At 51.9% G+C, this 16078-nt stretch carries 12 protein-coding genes; 10 read left to right on the forward strand and 2 right to left on the reverse strand.

Annotated elements, in window-relative coordinates; genetic code table 11:
* The first annotated feature begins 220 nt into the window (after positions 1–220).
* The 7 genes from rsuA to WN56_RS00955 all read left to right on the forward strand — a co-directional run bounded on the left by rsuA (position 221) and on the right by WN56_RS00955 (position 8842).
* On the forward strand, positions 221–913 hold the full coding sequence (gene rsuA, locus WN56_RS00925; protein ID WP_046073184.1) for a 16S rRNA pseudouridine(516) synthase RsuA: 693 nt from the start codon (positions 221–223) through the stop codon (positions 911–913).
* Between the two features lie 215 nt (positions 914–1128).
* A complete protein-coding gene (locus tag WN56_RS00930; RefSeq protein ID WP_046073185.1) occupies positions 1129–2337 on the forward strand; it encodes a Bcr/CflA family multidrug efflux MFS transporter in 1209 nt (402 codons plus the stop codon).
* Positions 2334–2975 (forward strand): DUF2913 family protein, encoded by a 642-nt coding sequence (locus WN56_RS00935; protein ID WP_046073186.1) that lies wholly within the window; start codon positions 2334–2336, stop codon positions 2973–2975. Before WN56_RS00930 ends, WN56_RS00935 begins: the two co-directional genes overlap by 4 nt.
* Before the next feature lie 97 nt (positions 2976–3072).
* The gene (locus WN56_RS00940) at positions 3073–4446 is read left to right on the forward strand and encodes an MATE family efflux transporter (protein ID WP_231637374.1); all 1374 of its coding nucleotides are present in this window, start codon (positions 3073–3075) and stop codon (positions 4444–4446) included.
* A gap of 150 nt (positions 4447–4596) precedes the next feature.
* Positions 4597–5268 (forward strand): ABC transporter ATP-binding protein, encoded by a 672-nt coding sequence (locus WN56_RS00945; protein WP_046073188.1) that lies wholly within the window; start codon positions 4597–4599, stop codon positions 5266–5268.
* On the forward strand, positions 5249–7714 hold the full coding sequence (locus WN56_RS00950; protein ID WP_046073189.1) for an FtsX-like permease family protein: 2466 nt from the start codon (positions 5249–5251) through the stop codon (positions 7712–7714). Before WN56_RS00945 ends, WN56_RS00950 begins: the two co-directional genes overlap by 20 nt.
* Before the next feature lie 39 nt (positions 7715–7753).
* Entirely contained in the window at positions 7754–8842 is a 1089-nt protein-coding gene (locus tag WN56_RS00955) for a lipocalin-like domain-containing protein (RefSeq protein ID WP_082084404.1), read from the forward strand.
* On the opposite strand, the gene cra is transcribed toward WN56_RS00955, so the two are convergent.
* Positions 8839–9852, reverse strand: coding sequence for a catabolite repressor/activator (gene cra, locus WN56_RS00960; RefSeq protein ID WP_046073190.1), 1014 nt, complete (start codon positions 9850–9852; stop codon positions 8839–8841). The genes WN56_RS00955 and cra overlap by 4 nt on opposite strands.
* Before the next feature lie 428 nt (positions 9853–10280).
* Here cra and fruB point away from each other — a divergent pair, with 428 nt between their 5' ends.
* From fruB to fruA, 3 genes are read left to right on the forward strand one after another with little or no spacing between them, the layout of a single operon-like run.
* Entirely contained in the window at positions 10281–11450 is a 1170-nt protein-coding gene (gene fruB / locus WN56_RS00965; RefSeq protein WP_046073191.1) for a fused PTS fructose transporter subunit IIA/HPr protein, read from the forward strand.
* Entirely contained in the window at positions 11447–12400 is a 954-nt protein-coding gene (pfkB, locus tag WN56_RS00970) for a 1-phosphofructokinase (protein ID WP_046073192.1), read from the forward strand. Before fruB ends, pfkB begins: the two co-directional genes overlap by 4 nt.
* A 30-nt stretch (positions 12401–12430) precedes the next feature.
* Positions 12431–14158: a PTS fructose transporter subunit IIBC gene (fruA, locus tag WN56_RS00975; RefSeq protein ID WP_046073193.1), complete on the forward strand. Its 1728-nt coding sequence runs from the start codon at positions 12431–12433 to the stop codon at positions 14156–14158.
* 69 nt (positions 14159–14227) lie between these two features.
* Here fruA and WN56_RS00980 read toward each other — a convergent pair whose 3' ends face one another.
* A complete protein-coding gene (locus WN56_RS00980) occupies positions 14228–15676 on the reverse strand; it encodes a glyceraldehyde-3-phosphate dehydrogenase (RefSeq protein ID WP_046073194.1) in 1449 nt (482 codons plus the stop codon).
* Positions 15677–16078: the final 402 nt, after the last annotated feature.

Here is a 16078-nt window from a genome sequence, read left to right on the forward strand (position 1 = left end):
TCACCAACAATATTTTGATTGGCAGGTTGTGACAGACTCGGCGTCTCAGCAAAAAGCGTTTTGTTTTGCTTGCATTGTCATATGTCCATCACGTGGACGATGACAATCAGTTTATCCTATCACGGCGTGCTTTTCCGTCAGATCTCGTAAAACTTGATCTGTGTCTGAGCCGCAATGTGACGTATAATCCGCGGCAAACAAAGGTGTAATAAGCGGTAATATGCGATTAGATAAATTTTTATGTGAAACCTTAGGGGTGACACGAAAGCAAGCAGGGCGTGTGCTTAAAAGCGAGCTGGTGACGGTTGATGGTGAGGTGATCAAGTCGGGTGCCGTCAAAGTGAGCGATCAAGTGGAAGTGGCGTTTGAGGGACGTGCCCTTACGTTGTCAGGCCCGCGCTATTTTATGATGCACAAGCCTGCTGGCGTGGTGTGCTCGCATGAGGATGCGTTTAATCCGACGGTCTTTGTATTGCTCGATGAAGTCAATGCGGAAAAGTTACACATTGCTGGGCGCTTGGATGCGGACACAACGGGACTGCTGTTGTTTACCGATGACGGTCAGTGGTCACATCGTATTACATCTCCTAAACATCAGTGCACCAAAACCTACCGTGTGTGGCTGGCTGATCCGATCAGCGCGGAGACGGCAAAAGCCTTTGAAGAAGGGGTGATGCTACGAGGCGAGAAGCAACCCACGCTACCGGCAACCCTCGAGAAAGTTGATGATTATGAGGCACTGCTCACTATTCAAGAGGGCAAGTATCATCAAGTAAAACGTATGTTTGCGGCAGTGGGCAATAAAGTCGATGCGTTGCATCGAGAGTCAATCGGTGACTTGGTCTTAGACGAACACTTAGAGCCTGGTGAATATCGTCCATTAACAGACGAAGAGATCGGGTTACTGGGTTAACGCAGGTGACTGGTTAGCCCCGTCATTGTTGGCGCTCGGTGAGTAACGGTAAGCACAGCATGGGCTGTGCTTTTTTATTGCTCATCGAGAGGCATGTGTTACGACAACGTGACCAAAAGAAAGACATTCTTTCCCACGGCGACACAATAAATTGTTACACTTTGACCACGCTCACGTTATTTCCCTTTGTCCTGTCTTTTACGTTAAGGAGAGTTATGTCGCAATCATCGGCTGTCACGTCGTCCCCGACTCAATTAAGCTGGCTTTTGATCTTGGTGCTTGGTGCGATTGCTGCGTTGACACCGTTAGCGATCGACATGTACCTCCCGGCGATGCCAGCGATTGCCGCGGATTTAAATGCACCAAGCAGTGCGGTGAAATCAACCTTGGTTGCGTACACGGCCGGCTTTGCCATTGGACAGCTTTTTCATGGTCCGATTTCTGACAGTTATGGTCGCAAACCAGTGATGCTGGCCGGTGTGGCACTTTTTTTCGTTTGTGCAGTGGTCAGTGCGATGGCCCAAGATATCGACGTACTCACTGTTGTGCGTGCAACGCAAGGATTTGCGGGGGCCGCTGCCGCGGTGATTATTCAAGCCTTGGTGCGTGATATGTTTGAGCGCGAAGAGTTTGCGCGCACCATGTCTTTTATTACCTTGGTGATGACGATTGCGCCTTTAGCGGCACCGATGATTGGTGGCTATTTGCTCACTTGGTTTGATTGGCGCGCGATCTTTTGGGTACTGGCCGGTTGGGCGTGTTTTGTGATGCTTTGCATCATTGTCCGGATCCCTGAAACCTTACCTAAACACAATCGTCCGCCTATGCGTATTGGCGCGTCATTGCGTAACTATGCCCGCATGCTCAAAACACCGTTTGCCGTAGGAATGATCTTCTGCTCAGGGTTTTCCTTTGCTGGGATGTTCTCTTTCTTAACCGCAGGCTCATTTGTTTACATTGATTATTACGGTGTGAGCGCGAAGATGTTTGGCTACTTGTTCGCGTTAAACATTGTCTGTCTGATTGTGATGACCTTTATTAATGGCCGTTTGGTGCGCAAAATGGGCTCGCATTGGATGCTGCGCTTAGGGCTGGGGTTGCAGCTGGCTGCGGGGATAGCCATTGCCGTGTTCCAATGGTTAGATATTGGGCTTTGGGGCACTGTGATTCCAGTGATGATGTATGTTGGGGTAATTTCAACCATCGGCAGCAACAGCATGGCTTGCTTGTTGGCCTGCTATCCGCAAATGGCAGGCACCGCGTCTTCTTTAGCGGGGACAATGCGGTTTGGTATCGGCTCGTTGGTTGGTGCAGGGGTTGCCGTTGCTTCAGACGGTACGCCTTGGGGGATGGTTGGCGCGATCGCCCTTTGTGCGATACTCTCTGCCGCTTTCTATTGGCTAATGGCAAGCAAAGAACCATGAGTTATGTCACCGAAATTCAAACTGTGATGGCCGCCGCCTTTGACGATCTCGCGGCAGCGATCGCCGCCAAAAAAGTGGCCGATGCGCCCCATGCGCGTGAGGCGTTTCTTGGTCGTTGGGTGGCGCAAGCGGTGAAGCAACAACGTTTTCATCACAGCGTTAAAGCGGACTTACAACGTTGGACTCAACGTGCCCGCAGTGCCGGCACGCAGGCGGGTCTCGGCGCTGAATTTGCTCAAATCCAAACAGTGTATGCCGAGTGGTTTCCGGTTGGCGAACCTGCCAAGCCTGTCCACAAATCGCAATTACAGCAGTGGATTGATTGTGCGGTTGAAGCGGGTTGGTGCGTGCATACACAAGATACGATTGACCGAAAAGTGAAAATCATATCAGGTGGGCAGCATTCAATGGCCGTGTGTCCAGACGCGATGCAATCGGCTTTTGATGATGAGCAGCGCTTGGTCTCACCACTGAGCGTTTATGTCCGGGGGCCTGAGCAAGCGGTAGTAGCCTGGGCGCATCAGGCATGGATAGCACCGACGAGAGTGACTGCCTATAAATCGATCGTCAAATACCATGCTGAGTACCGTATTTGGCCGAACAATCAAGCCGATGGCTTAATGGTGATGCCACATTAATCGGAATGTCTTCGCAGATAAGAAAACGCCCTCGGGCGTTTTTTTCTGTTTTAAAGGCACGTAAACTAACCAAGTTACCTATAGGTTGGAGTCGTGTGTGACCGTACTTTCCCGTCCTTTCTTTGATCCTGTGTTTTTAAAACGCTTACTTTTAATTGCGGTACCGATTGCGCTGCAAACCATGATGTTTTCGAGCCGCAGTTTGGTCGATATCCTGATGGTGGGACAGTTGAGTGAAGCGGATGTCGCCGCCATTGGTATTGCCGGTAAAGCGATGTTTGTCTCCTCCTTACTGATTCTCGGCGCCATGACCGGCGGCTCTATGCTGGTGGCACAATATTGGGGCGCGGGTGATCGGCAAGGCTTTCGTGAAAAAACGGCGCTGACTGTGACTTTAACCAATGCCACGGCGGCGTTAAGTGCGTTTGTCTTTTGGGCTTATGCAGATGTCATTGTGGGGTTTGCCAGTGATAATCCCACCGTTATTGCGCTGGGCCAAGACTACTTGCAAATTGCGGGTTTATCCCTGTTTTGTCTGGCCAGTGTATCCGGGTTGGCTGCCGGGCTTCGTGCCATGCACAAGCCAGGGATCAGCACCTTTTTTAGTGGGGTCGGGATCAGTGTCAACGTGGTGCTCAACTGGGTATTTATCTTCGGTAATCTGGGCGCGCCTGAACTGGGCTCGAAAGGGGCAGCGGTGGCGACTGTACTTAGCGGTATGGTTGAGGTTGTTGCCTTGTATGTCTACTTGTATCGCCGTCAACACTTGGTTGCCTTCTCTTTGGCTGATTGGCGTGCGTCATTAACGCTACTCGCCGTAAAGCGTTTTTTATCACTTTCGTTACCGACGGCATTTAATTTTTTAATGTGGTCGTCAGGCTTGTTCGTTTACCACGCGATTATCGGTCACGTTAACGAAGCAGGCTTGGCGGCTATTGCGGTTATCACGCCCGTCGAGTCACTTTCACTGTCGTTTTTGATTGGCACCGCCAATGCTGCCGCCGTTTTGGTCGGCAATAACCTTGGGGCGCAACAAACGGACACCGCTTACCATCAAGCCTGGCAGGTGGCGGTGTTTAATTTTATTGCCGGCGTGGCAATTGCCTGTTTGATGTTGATGATTCAGCCCTGGGTGTTAAGTTTCTTCCCTGCATTAACGGGTGAGACCGCACAGATCACGGCTTATTTTTATTGGGCGATGTGTGCGTTGATTGTGGTGAAAACGATCCCCATGGCGATGATTGTTGGGGTACTGCGTGCTGGTGGTGATGTGCGCTACTGCTTGGGGCAAGATTTTGTTGCACAGTGGCTCATCGGCATTCCTGTCGTATTGGCCGCCGCGGCGGTTTTTGAGTGGCCGGTTTATTGGGTGTATGTGCTGCTGGGAGTGGAAGAAGTGGTCAAATGGATAGGGTCCTTGATTCGGGTGAAGTCAGGCGTTTGGCTAAATAATCTTGTTAATGATGGCTAAGGATAAACGAAATATAAATTGGGAAGCTGCCCATCGGTTTTAACGCTTTTCTCAGCCTCTTAATTGGGGTACATTGCCAAATTAATCAAACAGTGTGACCTAGTTCTCGTTTATTGCTGTTTTTAAGACACTATAAGGGTGTGCATTGGCATGTTAGCAATTAAAGGGCTGTGTAAAGGTTATCAGGATGGGAGCGATTTCCACCCTGTGCTACAAGGCGCCGCGATGTCGCTGTCGTCGACTAGCCAATTGGCGTTGATGGGCGAAAGTGGGTCGGGTAAAAGTACCTTGTTAAATTTGATTGCGGGACTGGATAAGCCCGACAGTGGCGAGATCTGGTTTGACGATACCCCCCTTCACCGATTGAGCGAGGCGGCACGCACGCAGTTTCGACGTCAAAACATCGGCTTGATCTTCCAACAATTTAACCTGCTTCCCACCCTCTCTATTGCGGATAACATTCGCTTTTGTCGCCAATTAAAAGGTTTGAAAGAAGACGGTTGTCTGTGGCGACAAATTGTCTCTCAGCTTGATTTGATGCCATTGCTCAATCGTTACCCAGAAGAAGTGTCTGGTGGTCAACAGCAGCGCGCCGCCATCGCACGCGCGTTATATATGTCGCCCAAACTGCTACTTGCCGATGAGCCAACGGGAAGTTTGGATGAGCGTAATGCGGACGCGGTGATGCGCCTGCTTATCACGCTAACCGGTCAGCAGGAAGCTGGGCTGCTATTGGTGACACACAGTGATACCGTGGCCAGCTACTTGCAAGGTAGTGTGGGGCTACAAGGAGGCGTGCTCAGTGTTCGGGCCCGTCGCTAGCGCTTTATGGGGGCATTATCGCCGCCATCCGTTTCAAGTCTTTCTCGTCTGGCTTGGGTTAACCCTGGGTGTCTCTTTGCTGGTTGGCGTGTTATCGATAAACCAGCATGCGCAGCAAAGCTATCGCCAAGGTGCACAGCTTTTTAGTAATCCGTACCCGTTTAGCATTCATCATACCGAGCGAACACAGCGCGTGCCGCATGCTTTTTACATTGGCTTGCGCCGTCAAGGCTTGACGCAATGTGTGCCGATTGATCGTCTCGACGTTGTGACACCGTCACTTAGCGATATTCATCTGATGGGAGTGGATGCGATCGCGATGCTGCCATTTATCGCGAATCAGCGTACAGATGACGCCCCCTCATTGTCTCCCATGGATGCCATTTCAGTGCCTTATCCTGTCTATGTAGGCGAAGCCATGGCTGAGCACAAAGGCTGGGAAGAGGGGCAAATGATCGATTTGCTGGATTACCCGCCGATCGGCCCTTTGCGTATTATCGATAATGATGCGCTGAGTATGGGCACCTACTTGGTGGCGGATATGGCGCTACTGCGTAAGCTTTCGCCTCGTACTGGGTTTACCGAGGTGTTATGCGGGGATTTGTCTCAAGCGGAACGACAAACGATTCGTGACAATTTACCTTCAGCCTTGACGCTGACCAAAACCCAATCAACCCAACTAGGCCCACTGACCCGCGCTTTTCACTTAAATTTGCTTGCGATGGGATTATTGGCCTTTGTGGTGGGGCTGTTTATTTTTTATCAGGCGATTTCCCTTTCCATGACCCAGCGTCAGCCCTTGGTCGGTACCCTTCGGCAGCTAGGCGTTGATGGACGCCAGCTTTCTGGTGTTATGGCGACAGAGTTATTACTTTGGGTGCTACTTGGCGTGGTTAGTGGCAATGTGTTGGGTATGTTGCTTGCCAACCAATTACTCCCCGCGGTTGCTACGACCTTGTCTGATTTGTACGGCGCAGATATCACTTTAGTCATGCATTGGCAGTGGCAATGGGGACTCTACAGTTTACTCCTCGCTATTTTGGGGGCGGCGATGGCATCCGCTTGGCCGCTGGTGCGCTTAGTCAACACCTCACCAGGGCGCTTATCGCAACGGATGACCTTGATGCGTGGCACACATCGAGAGTATGCCGTGCAGGCGATCTTAGCGGCGTTGCTTGGCGTGGCGGCGTGGGGCGTATCGTATTGGGAGACCAGCCAATGGCAAGGCTTTACCTTGATTGCCTTTACCATGTTAAGTGCTGCTTTAGCGCTGCCTTATTTGTGTGGCTGGCTGTTTCATGCCAGCGCAGCAGCCTATACGGGCGCGCGATGGCGATGGTTTTTCACCGATGCGGCGGCAAGTTTAAGTTACCGTGGTGTGGCGGCGATGGCATTTATGCTCGCGATTTCGGCGCATATTGGTATGGAAACCATGGTCGGTAGCTTTCGCACCAGCACTGAAACTTGGCTACAGCAGCGCTTGGCTGCGGACGTTTATGTTCGGCCGAGTCATGCCGCTCTCGATGAGATGGAAACATGGTTGGTCAACAATGAAGACGTGGCGCAATTTTGGACCAGCTACCGGCGGGAGCTGACGGCAAACCAAGGGCGGCTTGAAGTGCTGTCGGTAGGAAACCGTCCGTCTGAGAAACAAACGTTGGCGATGAAGGCGGCTCAGCCTGATTATTGGGCACAAGTGCACCAAGAACGTGCCGTATTACTCAGCGAGGCATTAGCGGCTAAATTTGGCGTGGGCGTGGGGGAGACCATCAACCTTCCCGCGCCGATGGGCGAGCGCTGGCAGGTCGCTGGGATCTATTACGATTATGGCAACCCCTACGGCCAGCTTGTGGTGTCTACACGCAGTGATGCGGGACAATGGCTAAAGCAAGGCCGATCATCACTGGCGGTGGTCTTGAATCAGGACACGCAAACAGAGCAATTCGTTGATCGCATCAATCACCGTTTTTCGCTGACCACCGGGCAGGTGCAAAACCAGGCGGATATCATGCGTTATGCAATGCGTATCTTTGATCGTACGTTTACTGTGACCGAAAGCTTGTGTGCACTGATGTTGGTGGTCGCGATATGTGGGTTGTTCTTTTCGACCTTGGCGACCGAGCTATCGCGCCAACGGCAATACAGCTTGCTACGTTACCTTGGCCTGTCAGGGCGTGAGCTCATTGCGCTCGGGGGAGGACAGTTAGTGTTGCTTGGTCTCACCAGTGCGCTGATTGCTATCCCGTTGGGGCTTGTGCTGGCGGGCATGTTGATCCATGTTGTCCTGAAAGCATCGTTTGGGTGGACCATGACCATGAGCGTCTTCCCGATCAGCTATGCCACCACGATCGGGCTATCCATGTTGGCGCTTATGGTCGCAGGGGCTTGGCCTGTTTATCGCATGCTAAAACGCACCGCGGCGGCGTCGTTGCGTGATGCGCAGTAAAAAAGAGGCAGTGAAGTGATTCAGCGATGGAAGCGGAAAATGATACGTTCATTGTTAGGAGGCGGAGTGATCATCGCGCTCGGCGCGCTGGTATGGTGGGGTCAGCAGCCTGCATCGTCTCCTGATACCAGTGGAAATTTTGCCGTTTTTGATTCGCAAAGTGGCTTTACCCCTGTCACCCCAGACCATACGCCTTCCTATCCCCAAGACATGGCGGCACACTCAGACTTTGCCACTGAATGGTGGTATTTGACCGCGACCTTAACCGACGCTAGTGGACAAGCGTATGGCGTGCAATGGACATTGTTTCGCCGCGCATTAGCACCGGATCGTAAAGAAGGATGGGCGAGTCAGCAGCTGTATATGGCGCACGTCGCTATCACGAGCGATGATAAACAATGGGAGTCGGAGCGCTTTGCCCGTGGTGGGATTGATCAAGCAGGAGTGACGCTGTCACCTTTTGAGGCTTGGTTAGACGATTGGCAATGGCAGGGCGGTAAACAACCTTTTCCTGCCAATGTGCGTGCAATGTGGCCTGCGCAAGGTAAGCAAGTAGGCTTCACGTTGGAGGTGCGCGAAAATGGACAACAGGTCAAGCACGGTGAAGAGGGATATAGTGTCCGTCATGCCAGCCAGCCGTCGGCTTCGTATTATTTTTCTTTGCCACAGCTAACCGTCAAGGGTGTGCTAACCATTGCGGGTGAAACCATTCCCGTGACAGGAAAAGGTTGGTTTGATAAGGAGTGGTCGAGTGGCGCGATGGCCGCCGAACAAACGGGATGGGATTGGTTTGGGCTTAACTTAGATGATGGCCGTGCGTTAATGGTTACCCAAATACGCGGCACCGAGCCGTTTATGTTTGGATCGTTACTGTTTCCTGATGGCCAAGTCGTGACGCTGAGCCAGGATGATATTCGTATGCTGCCGGTCAGTCATGCCAAGATGGCGGAGGGCGCTAACTTGCCGATTCGTTGGCAGATCAAAGTGCCCAGTGAGGATATTAGCCTTATCACTCAACCACTTAATCCACAGAGCTGGATGGACTTGAGTTTTCCCTATTGGGAAGGGCCTGTGGAAGTGCGTGGCAGTGCCACAGGCCGAGGCTTTATGGAAGCGACAGGCTATTAACCCAGCCCGACCCAGGCTTGTGTTTGATGGGGGCGCCAAATCGGTTGGCGTTCAACCGTGATAACCCCAGGATGGTTGTCTCCTTGCGCGGCCGACACCGCGAGACTGAGCGCCGCGTCGCTAATTGCTTCAAATTGTTGAGGGAGAGACTGCACGCCGAAAGGAAGAAAATCGAGGATTCGGCTATCACCAAAGGTGGCAAAATACAGTGCAGTAGGGGCGATACCTGTTTGCCTAATGGCGTCCAGCACCCCTTCACACAGCGTGAAGGACGTGGTGAGCAAAGCATCGGGTAAGTCACCGGCTTCAATCCACTCTGTCATGAGCCTTTGTCCCTCAGCACGGCTAAAAGCTTGGCCGTAACGCACTTGTCCATCTACGCCTTGTGCCGCTAATGCACCACGAAAGCCGTTCTCCCTGTCTTGTGAGATGGCCAGCGATGGGACGGCCCCAATCAGCCCTGCTTGATAGACATCCGTTGGGGCAATTAACATCTCGGTGAGCTGGTAAGCGCCTTTTTCATCATCACTCAGCACATTCGCGAATTGGTTGGCATCCAGCCCACGGTCAATGGCAACGATGGGAGTGCCTTGCTGTTGTAATTTGGGGTAGAAGGTATTATCTGCAGGCAAACAAGAGGCGACGATCAACGCATCAATTTTCCTGGAGACGAGGGTCTCAGCCACTATTTTTTCTCGTTCTGGGTCGTCATCAGAGCCCGTGATAATAACCTGATAGCCCTGATCGTGGGCTTTTCGTTCAAAGAGTTTTGCCAACGTGGCGTAACTGGTGTTCGCCAAGTCAGGAACGACTAAACCAAGCGTTTGTGTGGTGCCTGCACGCAAGGCTGTGGCGGCGCGGTTCGGCTGATAATTGTGTTGTTCGACCACAGCCATCACGCGTGCTCGCGTTTTTTCACTGATCCGATAACGGTCGGCTTTGCCATTAATCACATAACTTGCCGTTGTGCGTGATACACCGGCAAGACGGGCAATTTCATCAAGCTTCATAAAGCGATCCTTAAGTAGGCCGATCGTTACTGATGGCTTTGTGAATGCGATCAAAGTTTACGCACTTCAGATCCATAATTTATTTGCATTATAAGCTAAAACGATTCAGCCTTAAAGCTGAAAGGTTTCAGCTTGTGTCAATTATTGGCGGCTGATCTCAAGATGCTGGAAAGACGATGCGGCTTATCTCTTCCGGCGCTTATAAGTGGAAGAGATTGACCAAACGCTGGGAGCAATGTCTATCGCTTTACCTAAAAGCTGAATCGTTTCAGTTTTTAGGTAAAGCGAATGTGGCAAGTCAAACGCGAACACGGCCAATGACCGGTGACTTGCGACCAACCAATATGTCCGCCATGTCTCAGTGATACTGATATGGCCGACGACAACATCAACCCGTGCCGCGGCACTGAAAAAAGAGGAACGACCTCATGTTGGCACTTAACGTACACGATATTCATATGCAGCAACACGCGGCGTCTAAGCACGAGGCTATCAAAGCCATGGCCGCAGCACTCACCCAAAAAGGGCTAGTCGACGCGGGCTATCAAGACGGTATGCTGGCGCGAGAAGCCCAAACCAGTACCTATCTGGGCAACGGTATTGCCATCCCGCATGGCACCACAGATACCCGCGATCAAGTTAAACAAACAGGGGTACAAGTGTTTCATTTTCCCCAGGGTGTTGACTGGGGAGAGGGAAACCTCGCTTACGTGGCCATTGGTATCGCCGCTAAATCAGATGAACACTTGAGTATCTTACGTCAGTTGACGCGTGTGCTGTCACAAGACGGCATAGAGCAACAACTAAAAACGGCGTCGGCGGCAGAGCAACTGGTTGCTTTGCTCAATGGGCAAACGGCGGATACTCAGACCTTCACGTTTAGCAGCGACATGGTGTTAACTGGCTTTCCAGCGTCAGATATCACCACCTTGCAAGCCGTGGGCGCGGGATTGCTCAAAAATCATCACTGTTTAGATAGCGATGGCGTAAGCCAAGCCGTCGCTGGCCAGCCGGTGCACCTTGGTGAAGGGCATTGGTTGCTCGGTGTGGGAGACGGTGTACTGCAGAGCGGATTGTCGTTGGTGATGCCTGCGACGTCATTGTCTCACCAATCCCTGTCGGTCAGTGCGCTTTGGTGTGTCGCAGCCAACAACCGTGCGCATCTTCCTGTGCTCAATACCTTGATGCAATGGAAGCTTGATAAACAACTGGCGGAATCTGGCCGTTACTCGCCACAAGCGCTGGTTGATGCGTTGTCTGCTGAACCCGCCCCCGCACAACCTCATACAGCGGCGCCGTCTGAAGCGCCCACCGCAGAGGGGCCAACAGGGCTGTATACGGTGACGAATGCGCATGGTTTGCACGCTCGTCCTGGGGCGATGTTGGTCAATACGGCGAAAAAATTCAGTGCTGATATACAGGTTGCCAACGCTTCCACCCAGTCGGCGCCGGTTAACGCAAAAAGCTTGATGAAAGTGATCGCGCTTGGGGTGAAACATGGGCACCAGTTACAGTTTTCCGCCCAAGGAAGCGACGCCGAACAAGCGATTGCGGCACTGGGTGATGCCATTAAAGATGGGTTGGGAGAGAACGCATGAGTGCCATTCTGACCGTAACCTTCAATCCCGCACTCGACATGACAGGCTCAGTGAGTGCGTTGCAGCCTGGTGATGTCAATTTGGTGCAAAACTATACACTGCACCCGGCGGGAAAAGGCGTCAATGTCGCACGTGTCTTAACGGATTTGGGCGCGACGGTCGCAGCGTCAGGTTTTCTTGGCGCAGATAACCAAGACCCGTTTGCCCACCTTTTTACCGAGCACGGCATTGCCGATCACTTTTTGCGTGTGCCGGGCGTTAGCCGCACCAACGTCAAGCTGGTTGAAAAAGCGGGACGTGTCACTGATTTGAATTTTCCTGGTATGGCGGTTGAACAGGCCGATATTGAGGCATTGACGGCGCGCTTACTTAGTCTGGCTGAGCACCATGAGTGGATCGTGCTTGCGGGCAGTTTACCTCCCGGTGTCTCGACCGAGCAGTTGACCGCTTGGATAACCACCTTGCGCGATGCAGGGAAAAAAGTGGTTGTCGATACCAGCCAGCATGCCTTACGCGCAGCCGTTGAGGCAACCCCTTGGTTGGTTAAGCCTAATGAAGCTGAACTGGCTCAATGCCTCAACGCGCCCATCAGTAATGAGCAAGCCGTGTTGCTGGCACGCGGTGAGCAATTGTTTAACCAGGGGATCGCGAATGTGGTGATTTCTCGCGGCGTCGATGGGGTGCTTTGGCGCGATAAGGAAGGCTGGCTTAAGGCTGTGGCGCCTGCGCAATCAGTGGTGAGTACCGTTGGGGCGGGGGATTCTTTAGTGGCAGGGCTGGTATCAGGATGCCAGGCAGGCCTAAGCAAAGAGGCGGCGCTGTGTCGCGCGGTCGCTATCTCTGCGCTTGCTGTCACCCAAGTGGGGGTCGGTGTGCGCAATCGTAAAGACGTGAACCAATTAATCGAAAAAATCAGCGTGTCGCCTGTTGAGCTGTCAGTGCACGCGTAATAAAACCAATCCATGAGTGGGGTAAAAGGTATGAATCTGGTGATTGTGACGGCGTGCCCAAGTGGCGTCGCCAATACCGTTATCGCGGCTGGGCTGTTAGAAAAGGCCGTGATGTTAAAAGGATGGACGGCACAGATCGAGTGTCAGTCCAGTGTACAACCAACCCAGGCGGTATCGACAACTGATATTGAAAACGCTGACCGTGTTCTCTTAGTGGGGGAGCCAAAAGAGTCGGCTCGCTTTAACGGCAAGCCTGTCTATCAAGCAAGCTTGAATGAGGTGATGGCCGATACCCAAGCGGTATTGGATGCCGCCGCGAATCATGCACAGCCGTATTACGCGCAGACGCAAAGTGAAAGCAGCACCGTCAGCATTGTGGGTATTACGGCGTGTCCTACCGGTGTTGCGCATACCTTTATGGCGGCAGAAGCGGTTGAAGAAGCGGCTAAAGCGAAAGGTTATCAGGTCAAAATTGAGACACGTGGCTCGGTAGGTGCGAAAAATGCATTAACAGATCAGGAAATTGAAGCGGCGGATCTCGTCTTTATCGCGGCGGATATTGAGGTCGACTTGAGCCGGTTTGCGGGTAAACGTTTATACAAAACCAGTACGGGGACGGCGTTGAAAAAAGCGTCGCAGACGATCGATGATGCGCTTGCTAACGCAGAGGTCTATCAAACAACGCAAGCGAGTTCATCGAACAGCAGTGCTAACCAAGGTGAACGTACCGGTGTCTATAAGCACTTGATGACAGGCGTATCACACATGCTCCCTCTGGTCGTCGCCGGCGGGTTGGCTATCGCGCTCTCGTTCGTCTTTGGCATCGAGGCGTTCAAAGAAGAAGGGACGCTTGCGGCGGCATTAATGCAAATTGGTGGCGGCAGTGCGTTCGCGCTGATGGTACCGGTATTGGCCGGGTTTATAGCCTTCTCAATTGCAGATCGCCCTGGTCTGGCGCCCGGCTTGATTGGTGGTATGCTTGCCGCGTCTACCGGTGCTGGGTTCTTAGGGGGGATACTGGCAGGTTTTATCGCCGGTTACAGTGCTAAATTTGTGGCAGACAAAGTCAGTTTGCCGGCCTCAATGGAAGCCCTTAAACCCATTCTCGTGATCCCTTTATTAGCCAGTTTGTTTACCGGTTTGGTGATGATCTATGTCGTGGGCGGGCCTGTCTCTGTTGCCATGGAAAGTCTTACCAGCTTCTTGCAGGGTATGAACTCGACCAATGCGGTGATCCTTGGCGTCGTTTTGGGCGCGATGATGTGCTTTGACCTTGGCGGTCCCGTCAACAAAGCCGCGTATACCTTTGGCGTCGGCCTGATTGAGAGTGGTACCTATATGCCGATGGCAGCGATCATGGCGGCAGGTATGGTGCCGGCGCTAGGGATGGGGCTATCGACGTTCTTAGCCAAGCGTAAATTTAATGATGCAGAGCAAGAGGCGGGTAAAGCATCGTTTGTGCTTGGGCTGTGTTTTATCTCGGAGGGGGCGATTCCATTTGCGGCCAAAGACCCAATGCGAGTGATCCCATCGTGCATCGCAGGTGGTGCACTGACAGGTGCGATATCTATGCTAATTGGTGCAAAACTGATGGCGCCACACGGTGGCCTCTTTGTGCTGTTGATCCCGAATGCAATCAGTCCGGTGTTGATGTATTTAGCCGCCATTGCCGCAGGTACGCTGGTAACTGGTTTGGTTTATGCGGTGCTTAAGCCCGTCAGCCAACCGTCACCCTTGACGGCGGCTGAACAATCTTAACCTTACATTGAGTGGCGGACACGTAATAAAAAAGGCCCATCAGGGCCTTTTTTATGGCGGTAAAACGGGTTAAGAAAGCGCTTCTGGCTCGGGAACCATCGGATAGCGTACTCCCATCATTTGTTCCATGCAGTGAACAACCTGGCAGCTGTAGCCAAATTCGTTGTCATACCAGATGTATAGCACACAACGGTTTCCCTCGGCGATCGTCGCTTGGCTGTCTACCACGCCGGCAAAGCGCGATCCCACCAAGTCACTTGATACCAACTCCGTCGACTGGGTAAAGTCTATTTGCCCAGAGAGTGGTGAGTACAAGGCCACATCTTGCAAATAGGCGTTGATTTCGTCTTTGTGAGTTGGGTTATCTAAATTCAGGTTGGCGATAGCCATGGAGACATTTGGCGTGGGCACACGTACAGAGTTCCCCGTTAACTTACCTTTTAGCGCGGGCAAAGCTTTCGCGACCGCACTGGCGGCACCGGTGGACGTGAGAACCATATTCAATGAGGCAGAACGACCACGGCGATCGCCCTTGTGGTAATTATCAATGAGGTTTTGATCATTGGTAAACGAGTGAACTGTCTCAATGTGTCCGCCATCAATACCAAATTTATCGTGCATGGCTTTGAGCACGGGTGTGATTGCATTGGTGGTACAGCTAGCGGCAGAAATAATTCGATCATCTTCGTTAATCACGTCATGATTAACACCGAATACGACATTTTTAAGCTCGCCTTTGCCCGGCGCGGTGAGTAGCACTTTCTTGGCGCCTTTGCTGTCAAGGTGTTGACGCAAGCCTTGTTCATCACGCCACATGCCTGTGTTATCGACCACCAGTGCATCATGAATACCGAATTGGGTGTAATCGACTTCTGTTGGGTTATTGGCATAAATGACTTGGATAAAATTACCATTGGCGATCAACGCATTGCGTGATTCATCAACGGTAATGCTGCCATTGAATGGGCCGTGTACAGAGTCGCGACGCAGCAGGCTGGCGCGCTTTTCCAGGTCGCCTTCTTTTCCGCCACGCACCACGATAGCGCGTAAACGCAAGGGATAGCCGGGACCGCTTTTTTCAATCAGTAAGCGCGCGAGTAAGCGACCGATACGACCAAAGCCATAAAGTACTACGTCTTTAGGGTCGACTCGATTACCCGTTCCCAATAAATGCCCCAATTGGTGATGTAGAAAATCAGGAATGCCGTTCTCACTGTCATGCTGTTGCCAGTAGGTCCATGCGAGCTGACCGATATCGATTTTACTGGGAGCAAGATCTAATTCAGCCATCACCTCGATCAACGGCAACGTTTGGCTGGGCGATAAGGTGCCCCCCGTATAGCGGCGCGCAACGCGGTGTGCCTTAATGATATCAATGGTGCTAGCGTTGATCAGTTGACGACCGAACAGTTGAATTTCAACGCCTTTTTGGCGGTAAAGCTGGCTAAGCAGCGGATACATGGTTTCAGAGTGAGTTTGACTGGTTTGCCAATCGAGTAGGTAGCTTTCTGGACTCATGAATCGACCTTTTTCACGAATGATAGTGGGTGGGCAGGGTGCCCAGTAGGGTATTTGGCTGATCGTCGCCAGCCTTTTGATTTTGCCGCGCAGTCTAAATGATGCGGAATTATTCACCTACTAAAAAAAAGTGGGCAGAGATAAAGACTTATGAGGGCGAGAGGTGGGGAAACGACGACCACAATATCTATCAAATGTGATCAAGATTGTAACTCATATGAAACAAATCAAATTGGGCACTTATAACTGTGAAGTGCTGTGTCCGTTGAATTGCCTTAATAATCGTCAAGAAAAAAGTAAGCAAAGAAGAAAAAAACACAAGTTACACGCGCCTTTGCAGCGAAGCGTTACAAATCGATAGCAACTTGTGTTTATGTCTTAGCGACAGTAAGAGGAGAGAGG

The sequence above is a fragment of the Salinivibrio sp. KP-1 genome, from assembly GCF_000968645.1.
In the GTDB taxonomy this organism is placed as follows: Bacteria; Pseudomonadota; Gammaproteobacteria; order Enterobacterales; family Vibrionaceae; genus Salinivibrio; species Salinivibrio siamensis.

Excerpts from the sequence above, each read along its gene's own strand:
- fruA (WP_046073193.1), top strand. The coding sequence starts at position 12,431 with ATGAATCTGGTGATTGTGACGGCGTGCCCAAGTGGCGTCGCCAATACC.
- WN56_RS00945 (WP_046073188.1), top strand. The coding sequence starts at position 4,597 with ATGTTAGCAATTAAAGGGCTGTGTAAAGGTTATCAGGATGGGAGCGAT.
- WN56_RS00955 (WP_082084404.1), top strand. The coding sequence starts at position 7,754 with ATGATACGTTCATTGTTAGGAGGCGGAGTGATCATCGCGCTCGGCGCG.
- fruB (WP_046073191.1), top strand. The coding sequence starts at position 10,281 with ATGTTGGCACTTAACGTACACGATATTCATATGCAGCAACACGCGGCG.
- WN56_RS00935 (WP_046073186.1), top strand. The coding sequence starts at position 2,334 with ATGAGTTATGTCACCGAAATTCAAACTGTGATGGCCGCCGCCTTTGAC.
- rsuA (WP_046073184.1), top strand. The coding sequence starts at position 221 with ATGCGATTAGATAAATTTTTATGTGAAACCTTAGGGGTGACACGAAAG.
- WN56_RS00980 (WP_046073194.1), bottom strand. The coding sequence starts at position 15,676 with ATGAGTCCAGAAAGCTACCTACTCGATTGGCAAACCAGTCAAACTCAC.
- cra (WP_046073190.1), bottom strand. The coding sequence starts at position 9,852 with ATGAAGCTTGATGAAATTGCCCGTCTTGCCGGTGTATCACGCACAACG.
- WN56_RS00930 (WP_046073185.1), top strand. The coding sequence starts at position 1,129 with ATGTCGCAATCATCGGCTGTCACGTCGTCCCCGACTCAATTAAGCTGG.
- pfkB (WP_046073192.1), top strand. The coding sequence starts at position 11,447 with ATGAGTGCCATTCTGACCGTAACCTTCAATCCCGCACTCGACATGACA.